At 69.3% G+C, this 17,719-nt stretch carries 24 protein-coding genes; 7 read left to right on the plus strand and 17 right to left on the minus strand.

Going from position 1 to position 17,719, the window contains the following annotated elements:
* The first annotated feature begins 56 nt into the window (after positions 1-56).
* The gene (locus tag AC4GY7_RS07730; protein WP_491112871.1) at positions 57-599 is read left to right on the plus strand and encodes a CHAP domain-containing protein; all 543 of its coding nucleotides are present in this window, start codon (positions 57-59) and stop codon (positions 597-599) included.
* A gap of 21 nt (positions 600-620) precedes the next feature.
* Here AC4GY7_RS07730 and msrB read toward each other — a convergent pair whose 3' ends face one another.
* The gene (gene msrB, locus AC4GY7_RS07735; RefSeq protein WP_491112872.1) at positions 621-1,115 is read right to left on the minus strand and encodes a peptide-methionine (R)-S-oxide reductase MsrB; all 495 of its coding nucleotides are present in this window, start codon (positions 1,113-1,115) and stop codon (positions 621-623) included.
* Positions 1,116-1,232: 117 nt separating this feature from the next.
* Here msrB and AC4GY7_RS07740 point away from each other — a divergent pair, with 117 nt between their 5' ends.
* Positions 1,233-1,514: a hypothetical protein gene (locus AC4GY7_RS07740; RefSeq protein WP_491112873.1), complete on the plus strand. Its 282-nt coding sequence runs from the start codon at positions 1,233-1,235 to the stop codon at positions 1,512-1,514.
* A 12-nt stretch (positions 1,515-1,526) separates the two neighbouring features.
* Here the strand turns inward: AC4GY7_RS07740 and AC4GY7_RS07745 are convergent, their stop codons facing one another.
* From AC4GY7_RS07745 to AC4GY7_RS07760, 4 genes are all read right to left on the minus strand, one after another.
* Entirely contained in the window at positions 1,527-2,525 is a 999-nt protein-coding gene (locus tag AC4GY7_RS07745) for an endonuclease/exonuclease/phosphatase family protein (RefSeq protein WP_491112874.1), read from the minus strand.
* Positions 2,526-2,630: 105 nt separating this feature from the next.
* Positions 2,631-3,866: a cytochrome P450 gene (locus AC4GY7_RS07750; protein ID WP_491112875.1), complete on the minus strand. Its 1,236-nt coding sequence runs from the start codon at positions 3,864-3,866 to the stop codon at positions 2,631-2,633.
* 200 nt (positions 3,867-4,066) lie between these two features.
* Positions 4,067-5,290: an ABC transporter permease gene (locus AC4GY7_RS07755; RefSeq protein ID WP_491112876.1), complete on the minus strand. Its 1,224-nt coding sequence runs from the start codon at positions 5,288-5,290 to the stop codon at positions 4,067-4,069.
* Positions 5,287-6,267, minus strand: a complete 981-nt coding sequence (locus AC4GY7_RS07760) for an ABC transporter ATP-binding protein (protein WP_491112877.1) — start codon at positions 6,265-6,267, stop codon at positions 5,287-5,289. The genes AC4GY7_RS07755 and AC4GY7_RS07760 overlap by 4 nt, the downstream gene beginning before the upstream one ends.
* Before the next feature lie 78 nt (positions 6,268-6,345).
* Between AC4GY7_RS07760 and queG the strand changes: the two genes are divergently transcribed.
* The 3 genes from queG to AC4GY7_RS07775 are packed head-to-tail and all read left to right on the plus strand — an operon-like array spanning position 6,346 to position 8,214.
* A complete protein-coding gene (gene queG, locus AC4GY7_RS07765; protein ID WP_491112878.1) occupies positions 6,346-7,455 on the plus strand; it encodes a tRNA epoxyqueuosine(34) reductase QueG in 1,110 nt (369 codons plus the stop codon).
* On the plus strand, positions 7,415-7,840 hold the full coding sequence (locus AC4GY7_RS07770; RefSeq protein ID WP_491112879.1) for a hypothetical protein: 426 nt from the start codon (positions 7,415-7,417) through the stop codon (positions 7,838-7,840). Before queG ends, AC4GY7_RS07770 begins: the two co-directional genes overlap by 41 nt.
* Before the next feature lie 5 nt (positions 7,841-7,845).
* Positions 7,846-8,214: an NUDIX domain-containing protein gene (locus AC4GY7_RS07775; RefSeq protein ID WP_491112880.1), complete on the plus strand. Its 369-nt coding sequence runs from the start codon at positions 7,846-7,848 to the stop codon at positions 8,212-8,214.
* Positions 8,215-8,270: 56 nt separating this feature from the next.
* Here the strand turns inward: AC4GY7_RS07775 and AC4GY7_RS07780 are convergent, their stop codons facing one another.
* Positions 8,271-8,633 carry a hypothetical protein gene (locus AC4GY7_RS07780; protein WP_443583965.1) on the minus strand — a complete coding sequence of 121 codons (363 nt, stop codon included), beginning with the start codon at positions 8,631-8,633 and terminating at the stop codon, positions 8,271-8,273.
* Positions 8,630-9,331 (minus strand): EI24 domain-containing protein, encoded by a 702-nt coding sequence (locus tag AC4GY7_RS07785; protein ID WP_491112881.1) that lies wholly within the window; start codon positions 9,329-9,331, stop codon positions 8,630-8,632. Before AC4GY7_RS07785 ends, AC4GY7_RS07780 begins: the two co-directional genes overlap by 4 nt.
* A gap of 107 nt (positions 9,332-9,438) precedes the next feature.
* On the opposite strand from AC4GY7_RS07785, the gene AC4GY7_RS07790 reads away from it, so the two are divergent.
* Positions 9,439-10,437, plus strand: coding sequence for an adenosine kinase (locus AC4GY7_RS07790; protein ID WP_491112882.1), 999 nt, complete (start codon positions 9,439-9,441; stop codon positions 10,435-10,437).
* A gap of 82 nt (positions 10,438-10,519) precedes the next feature.
* Here the strand turns inward: AC4GY7_RS07790 and AC4GY7_RS07795 are convergent, their stop codons facing one another.
* From AC4GY7_RS07795 to hisB, 10 genes are all read right to left on the minus strand, one after another.
* Positions 10,520-12,055, minus strand: a complete 1,536-nt coding sequence (locus tag AC4GY7_RS07795; RefSeq protein WP_443583962.1) for an amino acid permease — start codon at positions 12,053-12,055, stop codon at positions 10,520-10,522.
* A 92-nt stretch (positions 12,056-12,147) separates the two neighbouring features.
* Positions 12,148-12,756 carry a hypothetical protein gene (locus tag AC4GY7_RS07800; protein WP_491112883.1) on the minus strand — a complete coding sequence of 203 codons (609 nt, stop codon included), beginning with the start codon at positions 12,754-12,756 and terminating at the stop codon, positions 12,148-12,150.
* Entirely contained in the window at positions 12,753-13,130 is a 378-nt protein-coding gene (locus tag AC4GY7_RS07805; protein ID WP_491112884.1) for a histidine triad nucleotide-binding protein, read from the minus strand. The genes AC4GY7_RS07800 and AC4GY7_RS07805 overlap by 4 nt, the downstream gene beginning before the upstream one ends.
* A gap of 14 nt (positions 13,131-13,144) precedes the next feature.
* Entirely contained in the window at positions 13,145-13,453 is a 309-nt protein-coding gene (locus AC4GY7_RS07810) for a phosphoribosyl-ATP diphosphatase (RefSeq protein WP_491112885.1), read from the minus strand.
* Between the two features lie 32 nt (positions 13,454-13,485).
* Positions 13,486-13,656: a hypothetical protein gene (locus AC4GY7_RS07815; protein WP_443583959.1), complete on the minus strand. Its 171-nt coding sequence runs from the start codon at positions 13,654-13,656 to the stop codon at positions 13,486-13,488.
* Entirely contained in the window at positions 13,653-14,006 is a 354-nt protein-coding gene (locus AC4GY7_RS07820; protein WP_491112886.1) for a SpoIIAA family protein, read from the minus strand. The genes AC4GY7_RS07815 and AC4GY7_RS07820 overlap by 4 nt, the downstream gene beginning before the upstream one ends.
* Before the next feature lie 34 nt (positions 14,007-14,040).
* On the minus strand, positions 14,041-14,814 hold the full coding sequence (gene hisF / locus AC4GY7_RS07825) for an imidazole glycerol phosphate synthase subunit HisF (RefSeq protein WP_491112887.1): 774 nt from the start codon (positions 14,812-14,814) through the stop codon (positions 14,041-14,043).
* Between the two features lie 136 nt (positions 14,815-14,950).
* Complete coding sequence (gene hisA / locus AC4GY7_RS07830) at positions 14,951-15,685, minus strand: 1-(5-phosphoribosyl)-5-[(5-phosphoribosylamino)methylideneamino]imidazole-4-carboxamide isomerase (protein WP_491112888.1); 735 nt, start codon at positions 15,683-15,685, stop codon at positions 14,951-14,953.
* 160 nt (positions 15,686-15,845) lie between these two features.
* Entirely contained in the window at positions 15,846-16,454 is a 609-nt protein-coding gene (gene hisH / locus AC4GY7_RS07835) for an imidazole glycerol phosphate synthase subunit HisH (protein ID WP_491112889.1), read from the minus strand.
* Positions 16,451-17,038 carry an imidazoleglycerol-phosphate dehydratase HisB gene (gene hisB / locus AC4GY7_RS07840; RefSeq protein ID WP_491112890.1) on the minus strand — a complete coding sequence of 196 codons (588 nt, stop codon included), beginning with the start codon at positions 17,036-17,038 and terminating at the stop codon, positions 16,451-16,453. Before hisB ends, hisH begins: the two co-directional genes overlap by 4 nt.
* 75 nt (positions 17,039-17,113) lie before the next feature.
* On the opposite strand from hisB, the gene AC4GY7_RS07845 reads away from it, so the two are divergent.
* Positions 17,114-17,599 carry an SspB family protein gene (locus tag AC4GY7_RS07845; RefSeq protein WP_491112891.1) on the plus strand — a complete coding sequence of 162 codons (486 nt, stop codon included), beginning with the start codon at positions 17,114-17,116 and terminating at the stop codon, positions 17,597-17,599.
* The last annotated feature ends 120 nt before the right edge of the window (positions 17,600-17,719 follow it).

A 17,719-nucleotide genomic window follows, 5' to 3' on the forward strand; every position in this document is an offset into this window, starting at 1 on the left:
CGAATCGCAGGGTAGCGACATCCTCGACGAACGGGTTTTGACCGGGGGGTCAGCAGATGACTTTGAAGGCGTTGGCAGCGCGTTTTGCGCTGGTGGTTTCGTGCGGCCTGATGATGGCCACCCCGGCCATGGCGCAGTTCTGGCAGTGCGCGCCTTATGCCCGTGAGATCTCCGGCATCGACATCCACGGCAACGCCAACACCTGGTGGGGCCAGGCCGCCGGCCGCTACGAGCGTGGCCATGCGCCCAAGGTCGGCGCGGTGCTCGCCTTCCAGTCCACCCGCCGCATGCGCGTCGGCCATGTCGCGATGGTGTCGAAGGTGGTGAGCGACCGCGAGGTGCTGCTCACCCACGCCAACTGGTCGCGCCCCGGCGCGGTCGAACGCGACGTTCGCGCGATCGACGTATCCGCCGCGGGCGACTGGAGCGAGGTGAAGGTGTGGTACGGCCCGACCGGCGGCCTCGGCACGTCGAGCTACCCGACCAACGGCTTCATCTATTCGGGCCGTGCCCCGGTCGTCGAGGCGGCGCCTGTTGTCGATACGACGATCATCGCCACCGCCGCCGCCGTGCCGGTGATCCCGGTCGCCGGCGAGTAAGCCGGGCGAGCGGGCGGCGCGTTACGCCGCCTTGAAGGTCATCGCGACGCCATTCATGCAATAGCGCTTGCCTGTCGGCTTCGGCCCGTCGTCGAAGACGTGGCCGAGATGCCCGCCGCATCGGCGGCAATGCACCTCGACGCGTTCCATCAGCATGGAACGGTCGCTGCGCGTCGCCACCGCGCGGGGCAGGGGGGCGTAGAAGCTCGGCCAGCCGGTGCCGCTGTCGAACTTGGTCTTCGAGGAAAACAGCGGCTGCGCGCAGCCCTTGCAGGCGAAGGTGCCGGCGCGATGCTCGTCGTTGAGCGGGCTGGTGAAGGGGCGTTCCGTGCTCTCGTGGCGCAGCACCGCCCAGGCAGCATCGCCCAGTTTCTTGCGCCATGCGGCATCGCTCATGTGCACCGGGAAGGTCTCCGCGGCGGCGGCGGGGGCGCTGCGGCAACCCCATAGGGCGGCGCCGGCGATCCCGGCGACGGCGAGCGACAGGAGCGAGCGGCGATCGGTCGGTTCGGACATGCGACCGATATAGGAAGCCGGCGTTCGTTCCGCATCCCGTTGACCGAACCCAATAACCCAGGTTGGAACAATGTGTCCGTATCGAGCGCTTGCAGCCCCGAGAGGCGAACCGATCCCATGTCCTTCCAACAGCTCGATCCCCCGTTACCCGTTCACGTGCTCGACAAGGGCGCCGGCTTTGCCTTTGCCGTCATCGACTATGGCCAGGAGCATAATCTGATCTGGGTCACCGCGATCAACGACACCGGCGAGATCTGGTGCGCGCCCAATCCGCGCGTGCGGATGCAGGCGAACTGGACGATGGGTCGGAAGAAGCCGGCCGCCGTGGCTGCGCGCGAACAGGGCGAGTGTTCGGGCGCGGCCGAGCCGATCGCGGCCGAAATCGGGAAGCCGAACTGAGCGCGGGGCGCCTCAGGCGCCCAACGCGAAGCTGCGCATGACGCCGACGTGATCGGACAGGCGGCTGCCATCCGCGAGCGTGCCGAAGCCGATCGTGCTGCCCTCTGCCGACACGGCGCCGCGGAACGCCAGGATCGTCTTGGCGCGGGCGAGCGTCGGGGTGGACGCGATCGTCCGGCACTCCGGGCCGCACGCCGATTCCGATGCGGCAATGGTCATATCGCGGCCGTCGATCAGCGCATCGGCCAGATAATGCTGGCGGGCCGGATCGTTGCCGACGTTGAAGTCACCGGCGAGCACCAGCGGCGCCTTGGCGGCGGTGAGCGCGCCGACGAAGCCGTGCAGCGCATCGACCTGCCGCTGGTAGGCGGTGAAGCTGCGCGCGTCGGCGACGCCCGATGCCGAACGGGCGTTGAGATGCGTGTCGAGCACGATCAGCGGCGTCGCGCGGCCGGGGATGCGCAGGGCGACGGCGAGCATGCCCTTGTTGGCGAGGCAATCGTAGCCGGCACAGGCGAAGCGCGGGAAGGCGATGCGCCGTACCGCGAGGATCGGATAGTCGGAGAAGATGGCGAGGCCGCTATCCTCGCGCGGCGCCTCCGTCTCGCCATGCCAGAAGCTCGCCGCATCCAGATAGGCGCGTTCCGCCGCCGTGGTCGCGGGCGCGGCGGCGAGATCGGCGCTCGGCCCGAAGGCGGCGTAGCGATAGCCGGCGGCGCGGCCGATATCCTTTTGCGCGTCGCCGAACGCCTCCTGCACGGCGACCACCTGCGGCCCCTCGCCGCGGGCGTGCAGGGCGCGCAGGTCGGCGGCGATCGAGGCCGCGGCCTGCGCCCGGCCGTGCGTCAGCGGCCAGGGCAGCCCTTCGACATTGTAGGACAGGATGCGGATCGGGCCGCTCGCCGGCACGGCATGGGGGGCGGTGGCCTCGATGGCCATGACCGGGCGCGGCTCGGCCACACCCATGGTCAGCACGGCTGCGGCCAACATCGCGATCCCGACCTTGCGCATCTAACGGTCCTCCCAACCCTGTCGGGACGGGGGGTACGCCGCATGGGATGACGCCGGGGCGTATCGCCGATGACATTCGCGTCATCTACGCCCGTTTCGGGACGATCAGTAGCGCGTGATCTCCACCGGCAACTGGCGATAGCCGTGGACGAAACAGGCGGCGACGCGGGTCGGTTCGGCGAGCACGTTCACGCGCATGCGCCGCTTCGCCATCTCTTCCAGCAGGATGCCGATCTGCAGTTCGGCGAGGCGGGCGCCGACGCAGCGATGGATGCCGTGGCCGAAGGCGAGGTGGCGGCGCGCATTGGGACGATCGACGACGATGCGGTCCGCGTCGGCCCCGAACACGCTCTCGTCACGGTTGGCCGAGAGATACCAGAGCGCCAGCTTGTCGCCCGCGCGGATCGTCTGCCCCATCAATTCGGTGTCGCGCGTCGCGGTGCGGCGCATATGGGCGAGCGGCGTCTGCCAGCGGATGATCTCCTGCGTCGCATTGGCGATCAGCGCGGGGTCCGCCTCCAGCTTGGCGCGTTCCTCGGGGAAGCGGTCGAGGCCATAGGCGAGCGCCGACATGGAATTGCGCGTCGTGTCGTTGCCGCCGACGATCAGCAGGATCAGGTTTCCGATGAATTCGAAATGGTCCATGTGGCTCATCGCATCCGAATGGATCATCATGCTGATGAGGTCGGGTGTCTGCTCCTTGCCGACCTTGGCGTTCCACAGGCCCTGAAAATAGGCGCCGCATTCATACATGTAGCCGAGCCGCTGCTTGCGCGTTGCCTCGTTCTTGACCAGTTCGATATCGCCGGCCCAGTCGGACCAGAAGGTGAGCTTGCGCCGGTCCTCCCACGGGAAGTCAAACAGGATCGCCAGCATCTGCGTGGTGAGTTCGATCGACACGGTGTCGACCCAGTCGAACCGCGTGTTCCATGGCAGCGTGTCGAGCAGATCGGCGGTGCGGTGGCGGATATCCTCGCTCATCCGCACCATCTCGGAGGGCGTGAAGGCAGGCGCGACGGTGCGGCGCTGGCCGGTATGCACCGGCCGATCGCGCGCGATGAACATCGGCATGCGCACGTCGCTGTCCGGGATGAAATCGGCGAGCGTGATGCCGCCGGCTTCCGAGGAATAGAGGTCGGGCAGCGATTCGACCTCGACGATCGGCTTGTAGGCGGCCACCGACCAATAGGGGCCGTAATCGCTATGGTCGCAGCGGTAGACCGGCGCCTCGGCGCGCAGCCGCGCGAAGGGCGCATGCCAGGTGTCGTCGCGGTACAGCTCCGGCCGGCTCACGTCGAGCGGATCGACGGACGGCTCGGCCGCCTGCATCAGGGTCGCCATCATTCCTCTCCTGTCGTTTTGCGACAGGAGATACCTCGCTGACACTTATGTCAATTGCTCTCGTGGAAACGGACGTCGAGCGTCAAGCATCATCCATTTGCCCTGCGCTCGTCGAAGGGTGGCTATCCGCTGGCAGGTTGCCCGCGGCGCCGCGCCCTTCGACAAGTTCAGGGGAAACTGGGAAAGGTCAGCCCGGTGCTCTAGCCTCGCGCCCGCTTCCAGAATGGCTTGGCGCTGCCCGATTGCAGCACGCCGCGGCGGAACAGGCGGGCGCCGAGCGTGATGAACAGCGTCACCCATAGCAATTGCCAGGCAATGGCGGCGATATGCGGCCACAGCTCCGGCGACGTCGCGGCGCGGCCCGCCATGGCGAAGGGCGAGGAGAGGGGAAACAGCTGCGCGGCGGTGGCGACCCAGCTGTCCGGCCGCGCCGTCCCGGCGAGCGCGAGGGCGAGCATGCCCATCTGCAGGACCGAGATCGGCAGCGCGAGCATCTGGATTTCGCGCGGGGTGGAGGCCTGCGCCCCGACCACCAGGAAGGCGGAGCCGAGCAGCAGATAGGCCATGGTGAAATAGGTGACGAACAAGGCGACGAAGGCCGGCATGCCGACCGCCGCCTGGATCGCCAGCGCCGATGCGACCTCCGGCGGCAGCAGCGACCCCAGCTTGGCGATGATCGTGCCCCAAAAACAGACGAACAGGATGGCGACGCCGAACATGCCGAGCAGCTTGCCGAGGAACACGCTTTCCAGCGGCACGGCGGCGGCGAGCACCTCGATCACCTTGTTGTTGCGCTCTTCCGCCATGGTGCCGACCACCTGGCTCGCAAGGAACAGGTTGAGCAGGAACACGCCGAAGACCGCGAACGACGCGGACTGGCGGCGGTTGCCCGCCGATCCGCCGGACCGCTCCATCGGGGTGGTGACGGCGGTGACGCGCGGCACGTCGCCGTTCAGCCGATCCGCCGCGATCGTCTCCGCAGCGAGAACGCCGAGGTAATCGGCGGCGCGCTTGCCACGGGGGCCGTAAAGCACCTGCGGACTGGCGAGTGGCCCGTAGAGCACCGCGCTCGCCTCGTAATCCTTCGCCTGGAAGGCGGCGCGCGCCTGCGCGGCCGGATCGGCGTCGGGGCGCAGCGTGGTGAGCGCCGGCGGCGCCTCGTCGTCGCGGCGGAAGACGGCGCGCAGCCGCGTGTCCGCCTCTGCGATCGTCCGCGCATCGCGATCCGGCACGATCGCGACGATCCGCGTCTTGTCGGCGCGCCCGTCGGCGACGCTGGCCGCCCCCATGCCGCCGACCGCACCGAACGATCCCATGATGACCGGCGCGAACAGGAAGAGGAGGAAGATCGGCGTGAACACGGTGGCGATGAAATCGCGCCGCGCGATGGTGAGCGCCTGGCGCAGCGTGCGGGCGAGGCTCATGCCGCGTCTCCCCGAGCGGCGGCATCCTGGCCGACGATGCGGACGAAGGCGTCGTGCAAACCGGGTCGCTCGATCGACAGCCCGCCGATCCCGTGGCCGCGCTCGATCAGCGTCACCAGCAACCCCTCGATCCCCTCGCGCGGCAATTGGAAGCGCCAGCCGTCGCCGTCCGCCACGGCATCGTGCGGCAGCACGTCGGCGATAGTGGGGTCGGGGCGGACCGGCAGATAGCGGACCCGGCTCGGCAAGGTGCCGCGCGCATCGTCCACCGTCCCTTCGAAGCGGCGCTTGCCGCCGGCGATGATCGCCAGCCGGTCACACACCCGCTCGGCATGCGCCATGATGTGGGTCGAGAAGAGCACGGTGGCGCCGCGATCCCGCTCGGCGAGGATCAGCGATTCGAGCTTTTCCTGATTGACCGGGTCGAGCCCGGAGAAGGGTTCGTCGAGCACCAGCAGGTCGGGGCGGTGCACCACCGATCCCAGCAACTGGACGAGCTGTGCCATGCCCTTGGACAATTTCTTGATCTTCTCGTCCACGGCGTGGCCGAGGCCGGCCGCCTTCATCATCTCGGCGGCGCGGGCGCGGCCGGTCCGGCGGTCGAGCCCGCGCAGCGCGCCCATGAAGGCGATGGCGTCGCGCGCCTTCATCGACGGATAGAGGCCGCGCTCCTCGGGCAGATAGCCGACGCGGTCGCTCGCCTCGCGCGGGGCATCGTGGCCGAGGATCGCACGGCGGCCCTCGTCGGGTTCGAGGATGCCGAGCAGGGTGCGCAGCGTCGTCGTCTTGCCGGCGCCATTGGGGCCGAGCACACCGTAGATCGCGCCGCGCGGAACGGCGAGGTCGACGCCGTCGACCACGCGCCGGTCGCCGAAGCGCTTCACCAGATGCTCGGCGAAGACCGCCAACTCGCTTGAACCCTGCCCTCGACCGTCGCCCACGTAGCCCCCGTTCGCCCTGAGCTTGTCGAAGGGCATGAGTCTCAACCGTGCTTCGACAGGCTCGGCACGAACGGCAGGCCTGTGCCTGCGGCCGGATTGTGGTAGCGGGCGCGTGTGGCGCATGACAAGCCTATCCTCTTGCCGATCGAGGCGCGGATCAGGGCAAAGGCGGCGGAGCTGGGCTTCGTCGCCTGCGGCATTGCGCGCGCCGATGCCGCGCCGCGCACCGCCGAGCGTCTGCGCCAATGGCTGGGCGAGGGGCGCCACGGCGACATGATCTGGATGGCGGAGCGCGAGCATCACCGCGGCTCGCCGGCCGGATTGTGGCCGGACGTGCGCAGCGTGATCGCGCTCGGCATGAGCTATGCCCCGGCCGCAGACCCGCTGCGCCTGGCGACCGAGGCCGAGCGCGGCCGCATCTCCGTCTACGCGCAGGGGCAGGATTATCACGATGTGGTCAAGAAGGCGCTGAAGGCGCTCGGCCGCTGGCTGGCGCAGGAGGGCGGCGGCGACCTCAAGGTGTTCGTCGACACCGCGCCGGTGATGGAGAAGCCGCTCGCCGAGGCGGCGGGACTGGGGTGGCAGGGCAAGCACACCAATCTGGTCAGTCGCGCCCATGGCAGCTGGCTGTTCCTGGGCGCGGTATACACGACGCTGGACCTCTCGCCCGAAACGGCGGGGCGCGACAGCTGCGGCTCGTGCGATGCCTGCCAGCAAGCCTGCCCGACCGAGGCGTTTCCTGCGCCCTACCGCCTCGATGCGCGGCGCTGCATCTCCTACCTGACGATCGAGCATGCCGGGCCGATCCCGATCGAATTCCGGGAAGCGATCGGCAACCGCATCTATGGCTGCGACGATTGCCTGGCGGTGTGCCCCTGGAACAAGTTCGCCGCCGCGGCCGCGGCGAACCTCGCCTTCCAGCCGCGCGCCGAACTCACCGCTCCGGCGCTCGCCGACCTGCTGGCGCTCGACGATGCGGGGTTCCGGCAGGTGTTCGCCGGATCGCCGATCAAGCGGATCGGCCGCAACCGGATGGTGCGCAACGCGGCGATCGCGGCGGGGAACAGCGGCGCGCGAGCACTGGTGCCGGTGTTGGAGCGGCTATTGCGCGACGAGGATGCCGTCGTGCAGGATGCCGCCCGCTGGGCGTTGGCAAGGCTGTCCGGCGGGGAAGGGGACTATGATGATTGTCTTCGCGTTACTGGCACAGACAGTGCAGCCTGACGTTGCGGGTTGCCAGACGCCTGAGCGACAAGGGGAGCGTATCTGCCTCGCGAAGAACCCCCCGCAGCAGATCAGTGGTGTCTGGATCAACTATTTCGAAGGATCGATCTTCATCGAAGGCGCGCAACGCGTCAGCGACACGCGCGACCGCAACAATGCGCCGTGGTTCGAGATCGACGACAAGACGAAGGTGCCGCGCGACTTCCGGCGCGAATATGGCCACGCCTATCGCGTGACGTTGATCGGTTGGCGGGCGCCCAATCTCAAACAGAAGAGAATGCTCCTCGGCTATGGGCATATGGGGGTGTTCGAGAAGCTGGTGCTGGCAGACCGCATTGTGCGTATGGAAGATCTCGGGTCGGCCGACTTGCCTGATGGACGATAGTCTCGATGCGACACACCGTCTGCGCAATCTTCCTGCGTGATGGGGCGGTGCTGCTGGCGAAGCGGGCGGCGCACAAGCGGACCTATGCCGGATGCTGGGATTTCGTCGGCGGCCACGTCGAACCCGGCGAAACACTGGAGCAAGCGCTGATCCGCGAGGTGCGGGAGGAGACGGGGGTGACGCCGGTGCGGTGCCGGCCGCCGGGCGCGATCGACGATGCCGCTTGCGGCGCGACCTACCACCTCTTCCTCGTCGACGCATGGGATGGTGGCGAGCCGGTCATGCTCGGCGACGAACATGACGCGTTGCGCTGGTTTGCTGCGGCCGAGGCGGTGGTGCTGCGGGGCTTGCGCTGGACGAATATCGGGGACTGATCGCGAGAGTGTCGACCGCCGCTTGACGTCGCCGGCACACTGAGGGCCTCCTGCGTCTACTTCCCCCCATCCCGGCGGGTCAGGGCGGCGACGCAGCTGGCGCGGTCGATGGTGCTGCCGTCGGGTTCGCGGGCGTCGAGATAGGTGACGCGGGCGGGTTCCGAGCCCTTGGGGTAGAGATAGGCGTCGAGGACGCAGATCGGGCCGGCGAACTGGAGCTTGCGCGCGGTGCCTTCGCGGACGTCGGCATCGGGCTGGCCGAACAGGGTGACGAGGCCGGCGGCGTCCTGGCCGATGACGCGTTCGAGGCCGGCGCTGGTGTAGGTGACCACCGGCCGCGCCACCGGGGGCGCGACGACGCCGGGAGCGGCGCAGGCGCTCAACCCCAGGGCCAACAGGAGAATCGCCGATGCCTTCACGTGCCTACCCCCTTCGCACCCGTCGCCCCGCGTGAGGCATGGAACAGGTGCGTCGCCAGCTGCGCGCCCAGGATCGGCGCCAGCAGGTTGACGAGCGGAACCACGAACAGGCCGGTGCCGGCAAGCCCCGTCGCGAAGCGGCGCCCCCGCGTCGCCTTGCGCCAGCCCCGCATCGTCGCATCGTCCATGTGGCGGCTCGCCACCATGTCGCCGAGGTCGCGGCCGAGCAGCCACGCATTGACCAGGAAGAAGGCGATGGCCGGCCCGATCGCGGTGAACAGCAGCGCCAGATACACGGGAAGCATCAGCAGGTTGACCGCGATCGCCCGCCCCGCCGAGCCAAGCCCCATGCGCAGCGAACGGCCGAGCCCCGCCGGGCGGGCGGCGGCATGGGCGGCGGGGTAGTGGCGCGCCTCCACGGCGGCGACCACATCGTCGGCGAAGACGCCGAGCACCGCGATGGCGATGACGCGGAACAGCAGCCAGGCGGCGAGGACGAAGACGACCACCGCGACCACGCCGGCGAGGCCATCGTCGTAGCCGCCGGCGAAACCGGCGAGCCAGCGGCGCAACACCTCGAACACGCCGACGGCCAGCGCGGCGAAGATCGCCAGCGTCACCAGCAGCGACTTGCCCGCCACGCGCAGGATCGCGGGGTCGCCGAGTTGGCCGATGGACAGGGCGAGCGCACGCAGCATCGCCCGCGGGGGTGGCGGCTTGCGGCAGCGGCGTCAACCGCCCGCGTTGCGCGGGGAAGGCGGCGCCTCTAGGGGACGGCGTTTGCTGATTTTCCGGAGCCTGTTTCTTGTCCCAGCCTACCTATGACGTCGTCGCGATCGGCAATGCGATCGTCGACATCCTCGCGCAGGCGGATGACGCCTTCATCGAATCGATCGGCGTCGCCAAGGGGTCGATGCAGCTGATGTTCTCGCCTGAGGACGCCGATGCGCTGTATGCGCGGATGGGGCCGGGGCGCGAGGTGTCGGGCGGATCGGCGGCGAACACCGTCGCCGGCATCGCCGCACTGGGCGGACGCACCGCCTTCATCGGTCAGGTCGCCGACGACCAGCTGGGCGAGGTCTTCGCGCACGACATCCGCGCCGCCGGCGTCGATTTCGCCACCGCGGTGCGGGCGGGCCAGCCGACCACGGCGCGCTGCCTCATCTTCGTCACGCCTGACGGACAGCGGACGATGAACACCTATCTCGGCGCCTCGCAGTTCCTGCCGGAAGGGGCGCTCGACCTGTCGGTGATCGAGGATGCGGCGATCCTCTATCTCGAAGGCTATCTGTGGGACCCGGAGGAGCCGCGCGCGGCGATGCGCGCCGCGATCGAGGCGGCGCGCAAGGCGGGGCGCAAGGTCGCCTTCACCCTGTCCGACGTGTTCTGCATCGGGCGCCATGGCGGCGATTTCCGCAAGCTGATCGCCGATGGGCTGATCGACATCCTGTTCGCCAACGAGGCGGAGCTGACCGCTCTCGCCGAGACGGAGGATTTCGAGGCGGCCGTCGCGGCGCTTGCGGCGCAGGTGCCAACGCTGGTGGTGACGCGCGGCGCGTCGGGTGCGTGCGCGATCCAGAACGGCACGCGGGCCGAGGTGCAGGCGGAGCCGATCGCGCAGGTGGTCGACACCACGGGTGCGGGCGACCTGTTCGCGGCGGGCTTCCTCCACGGCCAGGCGCAGGGCAAGGGGCTGGACGCCTCGCTGAAGCTCGGCGCGATCTGCGCCGCCGAGATCATCAGCCACTTCGGCGCGCGGCCGAACGTCGACATGAAGGCGCTGGCGGCGGCGAAGCTCGGCTGATCCACCGCGTCACGGGTGCCGATACAGGAAGGGCCGGGGGATCGCTCCCCCGGCCCTTTTTCGTCGTCTCGACCGCGGCGGATCAGTGCAGCGGCTTGGCGATCTCCGGCTGCATCGCCGGATCGTCCACCACGTCGGTGATGCCGCGCCCGACATAGGACCGGCTGCGGCTGTAGCCGAAGTAGATCACCAGCCCGATCAGCCCCCAGCCCGGCAGCACCAGGATGGCGAGCAGCGGCAGCGAGAAATAGAGGTACAGGCAGCCGAGGATCGCGGCCGGCGCGACCAGCCAGACCAGCGGCGTGCGGAACGGCCGCTTGCGGGTGGGATCGACCTTGCGCAGCACCAGCACCGATACTGCCACCATCAGGAAGGCGAACAGCGTTCCCGAATTGGAATAATCGGCGAGCTTTCCGACGGGCAGGAAGGCGGCGGCGAGCGTGGCGGCGATGCCGGTGACGATCGTCACGACGTGCGGCGTGCGATATTTCGGGTGGACCGCGGCGAGGCGGGTCGGCAGCAGGCCGTCGCGCGCCATGGTGAAGAACACGCGGGTCTGGCCGAACATCATCATCAGCACCACCGACGGCAGCGCCAGCGTGGCGGCGAGGCCGATCAGATTGCCGATCTGCACCCAGCCGATGGTGCGCAGCACGTGTGCCAGCGCCTCACGCGAGCAGGAGAGCGGCTCCAGCGCCCCGCCGGCGACGATCGCGCGGCAGCGATCGGCGAGCTCCGACGTGCCCGGCGACAGCAGGGTGCCCGCCGCGCTGCGCACCGGCTGCGCGCCCAGCGGCGAACCGATCGCCCCGGCCGACACCAACAGGTAGAAGATGGTGCAGAAGCCGAGCGACGCGATCAGGCCGATCGGCACGTTGCGTTGCGGGTTCTTGGTCTCCTCGGCAGCCGTCGAAACCGCGTCGAAGCCGACATAGGCGAAGAAGATCGAGGCGGCGGCCCCGGCGACGCCGGCGAAACCGGTCGGCATCAAGGGTTCGAAATGCTGCATGTCCATCACCGGCAGCGACAGCGCGATGAACAGCGTCAGCGCGGCGACCTTGATACACACGAGGATCGCGTTGACCCGCGCGCTTTCCGTGGTGCCGATCACCAGCAGCCAGGTGACGAGCAGCGAGATGAAGACCGCAGGCAGGTTGATGTAGCCGCCAGCCGACGGCCCGTTGACCCATTCCATCGGCACCTCGATGCCGAGCAGGTTCCTGATCTGTCCGACGACATAGCCCGACCAGCCGACCGCCACGGCGGATGCGCCGACGGCATATTCCAGGATCAGTGCCCAGCCGACCATCCAGGCGAGCAATTCGCCCATCACCGCATAGGTGTAGGTATAGGCCGATCCCGCCACCGGGACCATCGAGGCGAGTTCCGAATAGCACAGTGCCGCGACCGCGCAGACGAAGCCGGCGATGATGAACGAGATCATCATGCCCGGCCCCGCCTTTTGCGCGGCTTCGGACGTCAGCACGAAGATGCCGGTGCCGATCACGGCCCCGATGCCGAGCATGGTGAGCTGGAACGCGCCCAGCGAGCGGTGCAGGCCGCGTTTTTCGGCCGTGGCGAGAATGGCGTCGAGTGGTTTGACGCGCCCGAATATCATGTAGCGTATCCCCCCGGATGCGCACGGCCTCTACGCGCCGCCGCATGGTGAAGCGCGCGATGCTAGTCTCAAATGAGACGGTGGCAATCCCCTTATCGCGTATGCGACCGTTGCGGGACCGGTGGTGTGGCCGACCAGCAGGGCTCCAAAGCGGCGAGCGTGTGCTGGCTCCAGTCGGCGACCGGGCCGGAATTGCCGGCGAGCGACAGGCGCGCTGTGTGTCCGCCGGGTTGGATGGCGTCGCCGGCGACGGTGTAGTCGGTTCCGTCGAGGACGATGCTGGTCGACTGCTCCGATCCTGCGGCATCGGCGAGCCCGGGAACGCCAAAGCCGATGGAAAGCCGGGTCAGGGCGGCGAGCGCGCGGGGAAGGGCGGGGCAGGCCTGCGCATCGAGCCATTCGGTCGTCGCCCGGCGGCTCCCCGATGCGAGCCTGACACGCCGGGCGATCCACCGCGGCGTGTCGGTCCATCCGTTCGCCTGCACGGTCATGACCGTCACCACGGTATAGCCGAGGCAGAACGAGGGCACCGCCGAAAGGGTGACCGCGACCTCCACCGTATCGAAAGCGGGCAGGCGCGGGCCGTCATCGCGGGCAGCGGCGAGCCCGGCCCGCACCGCCTTGCAGCGCGCCATCCGATCCTGTCGGTCCGCAGGCGCCGCCGCGAAGGCGAGCCCGGCAAGCGCCAGCACGGCGATCATGCGGCGAGCATCGGCCCCAGCGGCCGGCCGCCGAAGAGATGGACGTGGAGATGCGGCACCTCCTGCCCCGCGTCGCCGCCGATGTTGGCGAGCAGGCGGTAACCGGGGGCGACGAGGCCGTGCTCGCGCGCGACATGGCCGATCGCGCGGATGAAGCCGGCGATCTCCGCATCGGATGCGCGGGCGCTGAAATCGTCCCAGGATACATAGGCGCCGCGCGGGATCACGAGGATGTGGACCGGGGCGGCGGGGGCGATGTCGTGGAACGCGACGGCGTAGTCGTCCTCATAGACGCGGCGCGACGGGATCTCGCCGCGCAGGATCTTCGCAAAGACGTTCTGGTCGTCATAGGGCAGGGTGGCGTCGATTGGCATGCGGCAGGCTCCTGTCAGCGCGCGGCTTTTTCGTCATGGCCGGACACGCCCTCGCGCCGGGCGAGTTCGGCGCGCACATCGTCGAGACCCAGCCCGGCATCGGCGAGCAGCACCAGCAGGTGGAAGAAGAGGTCGGCGGCTTCCGAGGCGAGCGTCTCCGGCGCGGCGAGGGCGGCGATCACCGTCTCGGTCGCTTCCTCGCCGACCTTTTGCGCGATCTTCGGGCGGCCCTTGGCGAAGAGGCTCGCGACATAGGAGCGGCCGGGTTCGGCGGCGTCGCGGCGGGCGCGGATGGTGGCTTCCAGGCGGTCGAGCGGGTCCATGGACACCGCTTGGCGCGGGAGGCGGGGAGGGGTCAATCCTTGTTCGTCGGCGCCGGCCCGAATCGGCGGCGCATCGCGCGCCGCACCAGCCACAGGCCGGCCGCGGCGACGAGGAACAGCGCGAAGTCGGACAGTTCGGGCCCCGTCCGGCGATGGACCACGCCGGAATGCCCGCCGGCGACCGACAGCAGCGGCAACATCATTCCGCCGCCAGCCAGTCGCGCGCCTCGTCCGGGCAGGCGAAGATGCGCAGGTAGGATTGCGTCATGAACCGCCGCACCTGCAACCGCGTGATCGCACTGGCGGTGACGATCGCGATGCGGCTGGCGCGGTGGAAGCTGCCGAGGCGACGGTTGATCGCCGATGCCGCTTCGGCGGGCTGCACGCTGCAGCCGCTCATGTCCATCAGCAGGCGATAGCCGGGCGCGAAGCCTTCTTCGCGGAAGCGGCGGATCAGTTCGTCGGCATAGGCATCGACGCTCGGCCCGTCGAACAGGCCGGTCCACCGGATGTCGACGAGGTTCAGGTCGTGGCGGAAGTGGATGCGGTACATCGCGCCGGTTTGCCGGCAAAGCCTTAGCGAAGCGCTAAGCGGCCGCGATGGGCCTGCGTACCGGGATGCCCGCCGCGGCCAGCGCGGCGTGGGCGTCGGCGACGCTCGCCTCGCCGAAGTGGAAGATCGAGGCGGCGAGGACCGCGCTGGCGTGACCGTCGCGGATGCCGGCGACGAGGTCGGGAAGCCCGCCGACGCCGCCGCTCGCCACCACCGGCACGCTGACCCGGTCGGCGATGGCGCGGACAAGGTCGAGATCGTAGCCCGACCGGGTGCCGTCGCGGTCCATCGAGGTGACGAGCAGTTCGCCGGCGCCGAGTTCGGCCAGGTGGAGCGCATGCGCGATCGCATCGATCCCGGTCGGGCGGCGGCCGCCGTGGGTGAACACCTCCCATCCCTCGCCGACGCGGCGCGCGTCGACCGAGGCGACGCAGCATTGGCTGCCGAAGCGTTCGGCGATGTCGGCGACCACCTCCGGCCGGGCGACGGCGGCGGAATTGACCGCGACCTTGTCCGCGCCGGCGAGCAGCAGCGCGCGGGCATCGTCGGCGGTGCGCACGCCGCCGCCGACGGTCAGCGGCATGAAGCAGACCGCGGCGGTGCGACGGACCACGTCGAGGATGGTGCCGCGATCCTCGTGGCTGGCGGTGATGTCGAGGAAGCAGAGCTCGTCCGCCCCCGCAGCGTCATAGGCGCGCGCCTGCTCGACCGGATCGCCGGCATCGCGCAGCTCGACGAAATTGACGCCCTTCACGACGCGGCCGTTCGCCACGTCGAGACACGGGATCACGCGCGCGCGAACGGTCATCCTTGTAGCCCCTCCTCTTCAGAGGAAGGGTTGGGGTGGAGGACGCGGGGGCCGGTCTCCATGAGACACGCCCCACCCCCGACCCCTCCCCTGAAGGGGAGGGGCTTACAGCGTGTCGATATCTGCGCGAACACCATCACGCCGCCTGCGCCACGGCGAGCGCGGCGGCGAGGTCGAGGCGGCCGTCGTACAGCGCGCGGCCGGTGATGACGCCTTCGATGCCGTCGCCTGCGTGGATCGACAGCATGTGGATGTCGTCGATGCCCTTGACGCCGCCGCTGGCGATCACCGGGATCGACACCGCACGGGCGAGGTCGACGGTCGCATCGACGTTGCACCCCTTGAGCAGGCCGTCGCGGCCCACGTCGGTGAACAGCAGCGCGGCGACGCCGGCATCCTCAAAGCGGCGGGCGAGTTCGACGACGCTGGTGGTCGAGACATCCGCCCAGCCCTTGGTGGCGACCATGCCGTCCCTGGCGTCGACCGCGACGACGATGCCGCCGGGGAAGTCGCGCGCCGCGGCGCGGACGAAATCGGGGTCCTCCAGCGCCGCGGTGCCGATCACGACGCGCGATACGCCGAGGTCGAACCAGCGTTCGACGCTGGCACGGTTGCGGATGCCGCCGCCGAGCTGGACGTGGCCGGGAAAGGCGGAAACGATGGCGCGTACCGCCTCGCCGTTGACCGATTCGCCGGCAAAGGCGCCGTCGAGGTCGACGACGTGCAGGTGCTGCGCGCCGGCGTCGGCGAAGCGCAGCGCCTGCGCCGCGGGATCGTCACCATAAACGGTGGCACGATCCATATCGCCCTCTGCAAGGCGGACGACCTGGCCGCGCTTGAGGTCGATGGCGGGGAAGACGATGAGGGTCATGCCGCACATTCCTCCCCGACCTCGCTCGGGGAGGGGGACCATCGCATCGCGATGGTGGAGGGGCGGCGGCGTAGCCGCCGTTGCACGGCGGCCCCCTCCACCACCGACCTGCGGTCGGCGGTCCCCCTCCCCAAGCGAGCTTGGGGAGGATCAGAAGGCGTTACGGCCGCCATGCGAGAAACCTTTCGAGCATCGCCAGGCCGTAGCGCTGGCTCTTTTCGGGATGGAATTGCACGCCGAGCATCGTGTCGCGGGCGATCGCGGCGGTGACCCGGCCGGCATGGTCGCTGGTCGCGATCACGTCTTCGCCCTCATAGGCGTAGCTGTGCAGGAAATAGGCCTCGCCCGCCGGCACCAGCGGGTGGTCGCCCGACGGCACCACGTCGTTCCAGCCCATGTGCGGAACCTTGGCGTCCATGGTGCCGGGCTCCAGCCGGCGCACGCGGCCCCGCATCCAGCCAAGGCCGCGGTGCTGCCCCAGCTCTTCGCCGACGTCCGCCATCAGCTGCATGCCGACGCAGACGCCGAGGAAGGGGGTGCCGTCCTGCCGGACCCGCCGTTCCATCGCCTCTACCATGCCGGGCACCGCGCGCAGCGCCGCCGCGCAGGCACCGAAGGCGCCGACGCCGGGCAGGACGATGCGATCGGCCTTCGCCACAACGTCGGGATCGGCGGTGACGGCGAGGTCGGTGGCACCCGCTGCCCGCAACGCATTCTCGACCGAATGGAGGTTACCAGCGCCGTAGTCGATGAGGGCGAGCGCGCTCACAATACGCCTTTGGTCGAGGGGATCGCGTCCGCCTTGCGCGGGTCGATCTCGACGGCCGCGCGCAGGGCGCGGGCGAGCCCCTTGAAGGCGCTTTCGACGATATGGTGGTTGTTGCTGCCGTACAGCGTCTCGACGTGCAGGGTGATGCCGGCGGTCTGTGCGAAGCTGTGGAACCAGTGTTCGATCAGCTCGGTGTCGAGTTCGCCGAGGCGCGCGACGGTGAAGCCCGATTTCCACACCAGCCACGGCCGGCCGGAAATGTCGAGCGCCACGCGGGTCAGCGTCTCGTCCATCGGCGAGAGCGCATCGCCGTAGCGGCGGATGCCGCGCTTGTCGCCCAGCGCCTGCGCCACCGCCTGGCCGAGCGCCAGCGCCGAATCCTCGACGGTGTGGTGCCCGTCGATATGCAGATCGCCGTCCACCTTCAGCTCGATGTCGATCAGGCCGTGGCGCGAGAGCTGCTCGACCATATGGTCGAGGAAGCCGATGCCCGTCCTGATCGCATAGGTGCCGGTGCCGTCGAGATTGACGGTGACGTCGATCCGCGTCTCGGCGGTGGAGCGGTTGATGGTCGCGGTGCGCATGTCGGCCCGCCCCATACGTGGGTGTTACGGCACACACAATCTTGACCGGCCCCGCCAGTGCGCTACCCAAGGGGAATGACCGACGGCCTGCCCGATAGCCTTATCCCGTATGATGAAATCGTCCAGGAGGCGCTGCGCGCCGTCGTCGGCCGCGTGCTCGGCTCGGTGGCCGAATCGGGCGGGCTGCCCGGCGAGCATCATTTCTACATCACCTTCAAGACGCAGGCGCCCGGCGTCGACATCCCGCAGCGCCTGATGGAGCGCTTTCCGGACGAGATGACGATCGTGCTGCAGAACCGCTATTGGGACCTGACGGTGGACGAGCGGCGGTTTTCGGTGGGGCTGAGCTTCAACCAGGTGCCCTCCAAGCTGGTCATCCCCTATTCGGCGATCACCGGTTTCCACGATCCGGCGGTGAATTTCGAACTGCGCTTCCAGGCGACCGAAGGGCCGGGCGACGGCCCGGAACCGCACGACGAGGCGGAAAACGACGGCCCGACCGTGACGCCGGCCGAGGACGGCTCCAACGTCGTCAGCGTGGATTTCAAGCGCAAGAAGTGAGGCGAAGCGAGCGGTGTAGCGGTCGCGCAAGCGACGCGAACGCCCGGCCGGGCTCGGCTTAGCCGAGCTTCGACGTCACGGGATTTACTCCCGTGACGGGCGTGGGTGAGTGTCTTGACG

Source organism: Sphingomonas sp. SP5, from assembly GCF_058313455.1.

Bases quoted from the DNA above. Each gene is read 5' to 3' on its own strand.
- AC4GY7_RS07730 (WP_491112871.1), top strand. From the start codon at position 57: ATGACTTTGAAGGCGTTGGCAGCGCGTTTTGCGCTGGTGGTTTCGTGC.
- msrB (WP_491112872.1), bottom strand. From the start codon at position 1,115: ATGTCCGAACCGACCGATCGCCGCTCGCTCCTGTCGCTCGCCGTCGCC.
- AC4GY7_RS07740 (WP_491112873.1), top strand. From the start codon at position 1,233: ATGTCCTTCCAACAGCTCGATCCCCCGTTACCCGTTCACGTGCTCGAC.
- AC4GY7_RS07745 (WP_491112874.1), bottom strand. From the start codon at position 2,525: ATGCGCAAGGTCGGGATCGCGATGTTGGCCGCAGCCGTGCTGACCATG.
- AC4GY7_RS07750 (WP_491112875.1), bottom strand. From the start codon at position 3,866: ATGGCGACCCTGATGCAGGCGGCCGAGCCGTCCGTCGATCCGCTCGAC.
- AC4GY7_RS07755 (WP_491112876.1), bottom strand. From the start codon at position 5,290: ATGAGCCTCGCCCGCACGCTGCGCCAGGCGCTCACCATCGCGCGGCGC.
- AC4GY7_RS07760 (WP_491112877.1), bottom strand. From the start codon at position 6,267: ATGCCCTTCGACAAGCTCAGGGCGAACGGGGGCTACGTGGGCGACGGT.
- AC4GY7_RS07770 (WP_491112879.1), top strand. From the start codon at position 7,415: ATGATTGTCTTCGCGTTACTGGCACAGACAGTGCAGCCTGACGTTGCG.
- AC4GY7_RS07775 (WP_491112880.1), top strand. From the start codon at position 7,846: ATGCGACACACCGTCTGCGCAATCTTCCTGCGTGATGGGGCGGTGCTG.
- AC4GY7_RS07785 (WP_491112881.1), bottom strand. From the start codon at position 9,331: ATGCTGCGTGCGCTCGCCCTGTCCATCGGCCAACTCGGCGACCCCGCG.
- AC4GY7_RS07795 (WP_443583962.1), bottom strand. From the start codon at position 12,055: ATGATATTCGGGCGCGTCAAACCACTCGACGCCATTCTCGCCACGGCC.
- AC4GY7_RS07800 (WP_491112883.1), bottom strand. From the start codon at position 12,756: ATGATCGCCGTGCTGGCGCTTGCCGGGCTCGCCTTCGCGGCGGCGCCT.
- AC4GY7_RS07805 (WP_491112884.1), bottom strand. From the start codon at position 13,130: ATGCCAATCGACGCCACCCTGCCCTATGACGACCAGAACGTCTTTGCG.
- AC4GY7_RS07810 (WP_491112885.1), bottom strand. From the start codon at position 13,453: ATGGACCCGCTCGACCGCCTGGAAGCCACCATCCGCGCCCGCCGCGAC.
- AC4GY7_RS07815 (WP_443583959.1), bottom strand. From the start codon at position 13,656: ATGATGTTGCCGCTGCTGTCGGTCGCCGGCGGGCATTCCGGCGTGGTC.
- AC4GY7_RS07820 (WP_491112886.1), bottom strand. From the start codon at position 14,006: ATGTACCGCATCCACTTCCGCCACGACCTGAACCTCGTCGACATCCGG.
- hisF (WP_491112887.1), bottom strand. From the start codon at position 14,814: ATGACCGTTCGCGCGCGCGTGATCCCGTGTCTCGACGTGGCGAACGGC.
- hisA (WP_491112888.1), bottom strand. From the start codon at position 15,685: ATGACCCTCATCGTCTTCCCCGCCATCGACCTCAAGCGCGGCCAGGTC.
- hisB (WP_491112890.1), bottom strand. From the start codon at position 17,038: ATGCGCACCGCGACCATCAACCGCTCCACCGCCGAGACGCGGATCGAC.
- AC4GY7_RS07845 (WP_491112891.1), top strand. From the start codon at position 17,114: ATGACCGACGGCCTGCCCGATAGCCTTATCCCGTATGATGAAATCGTC.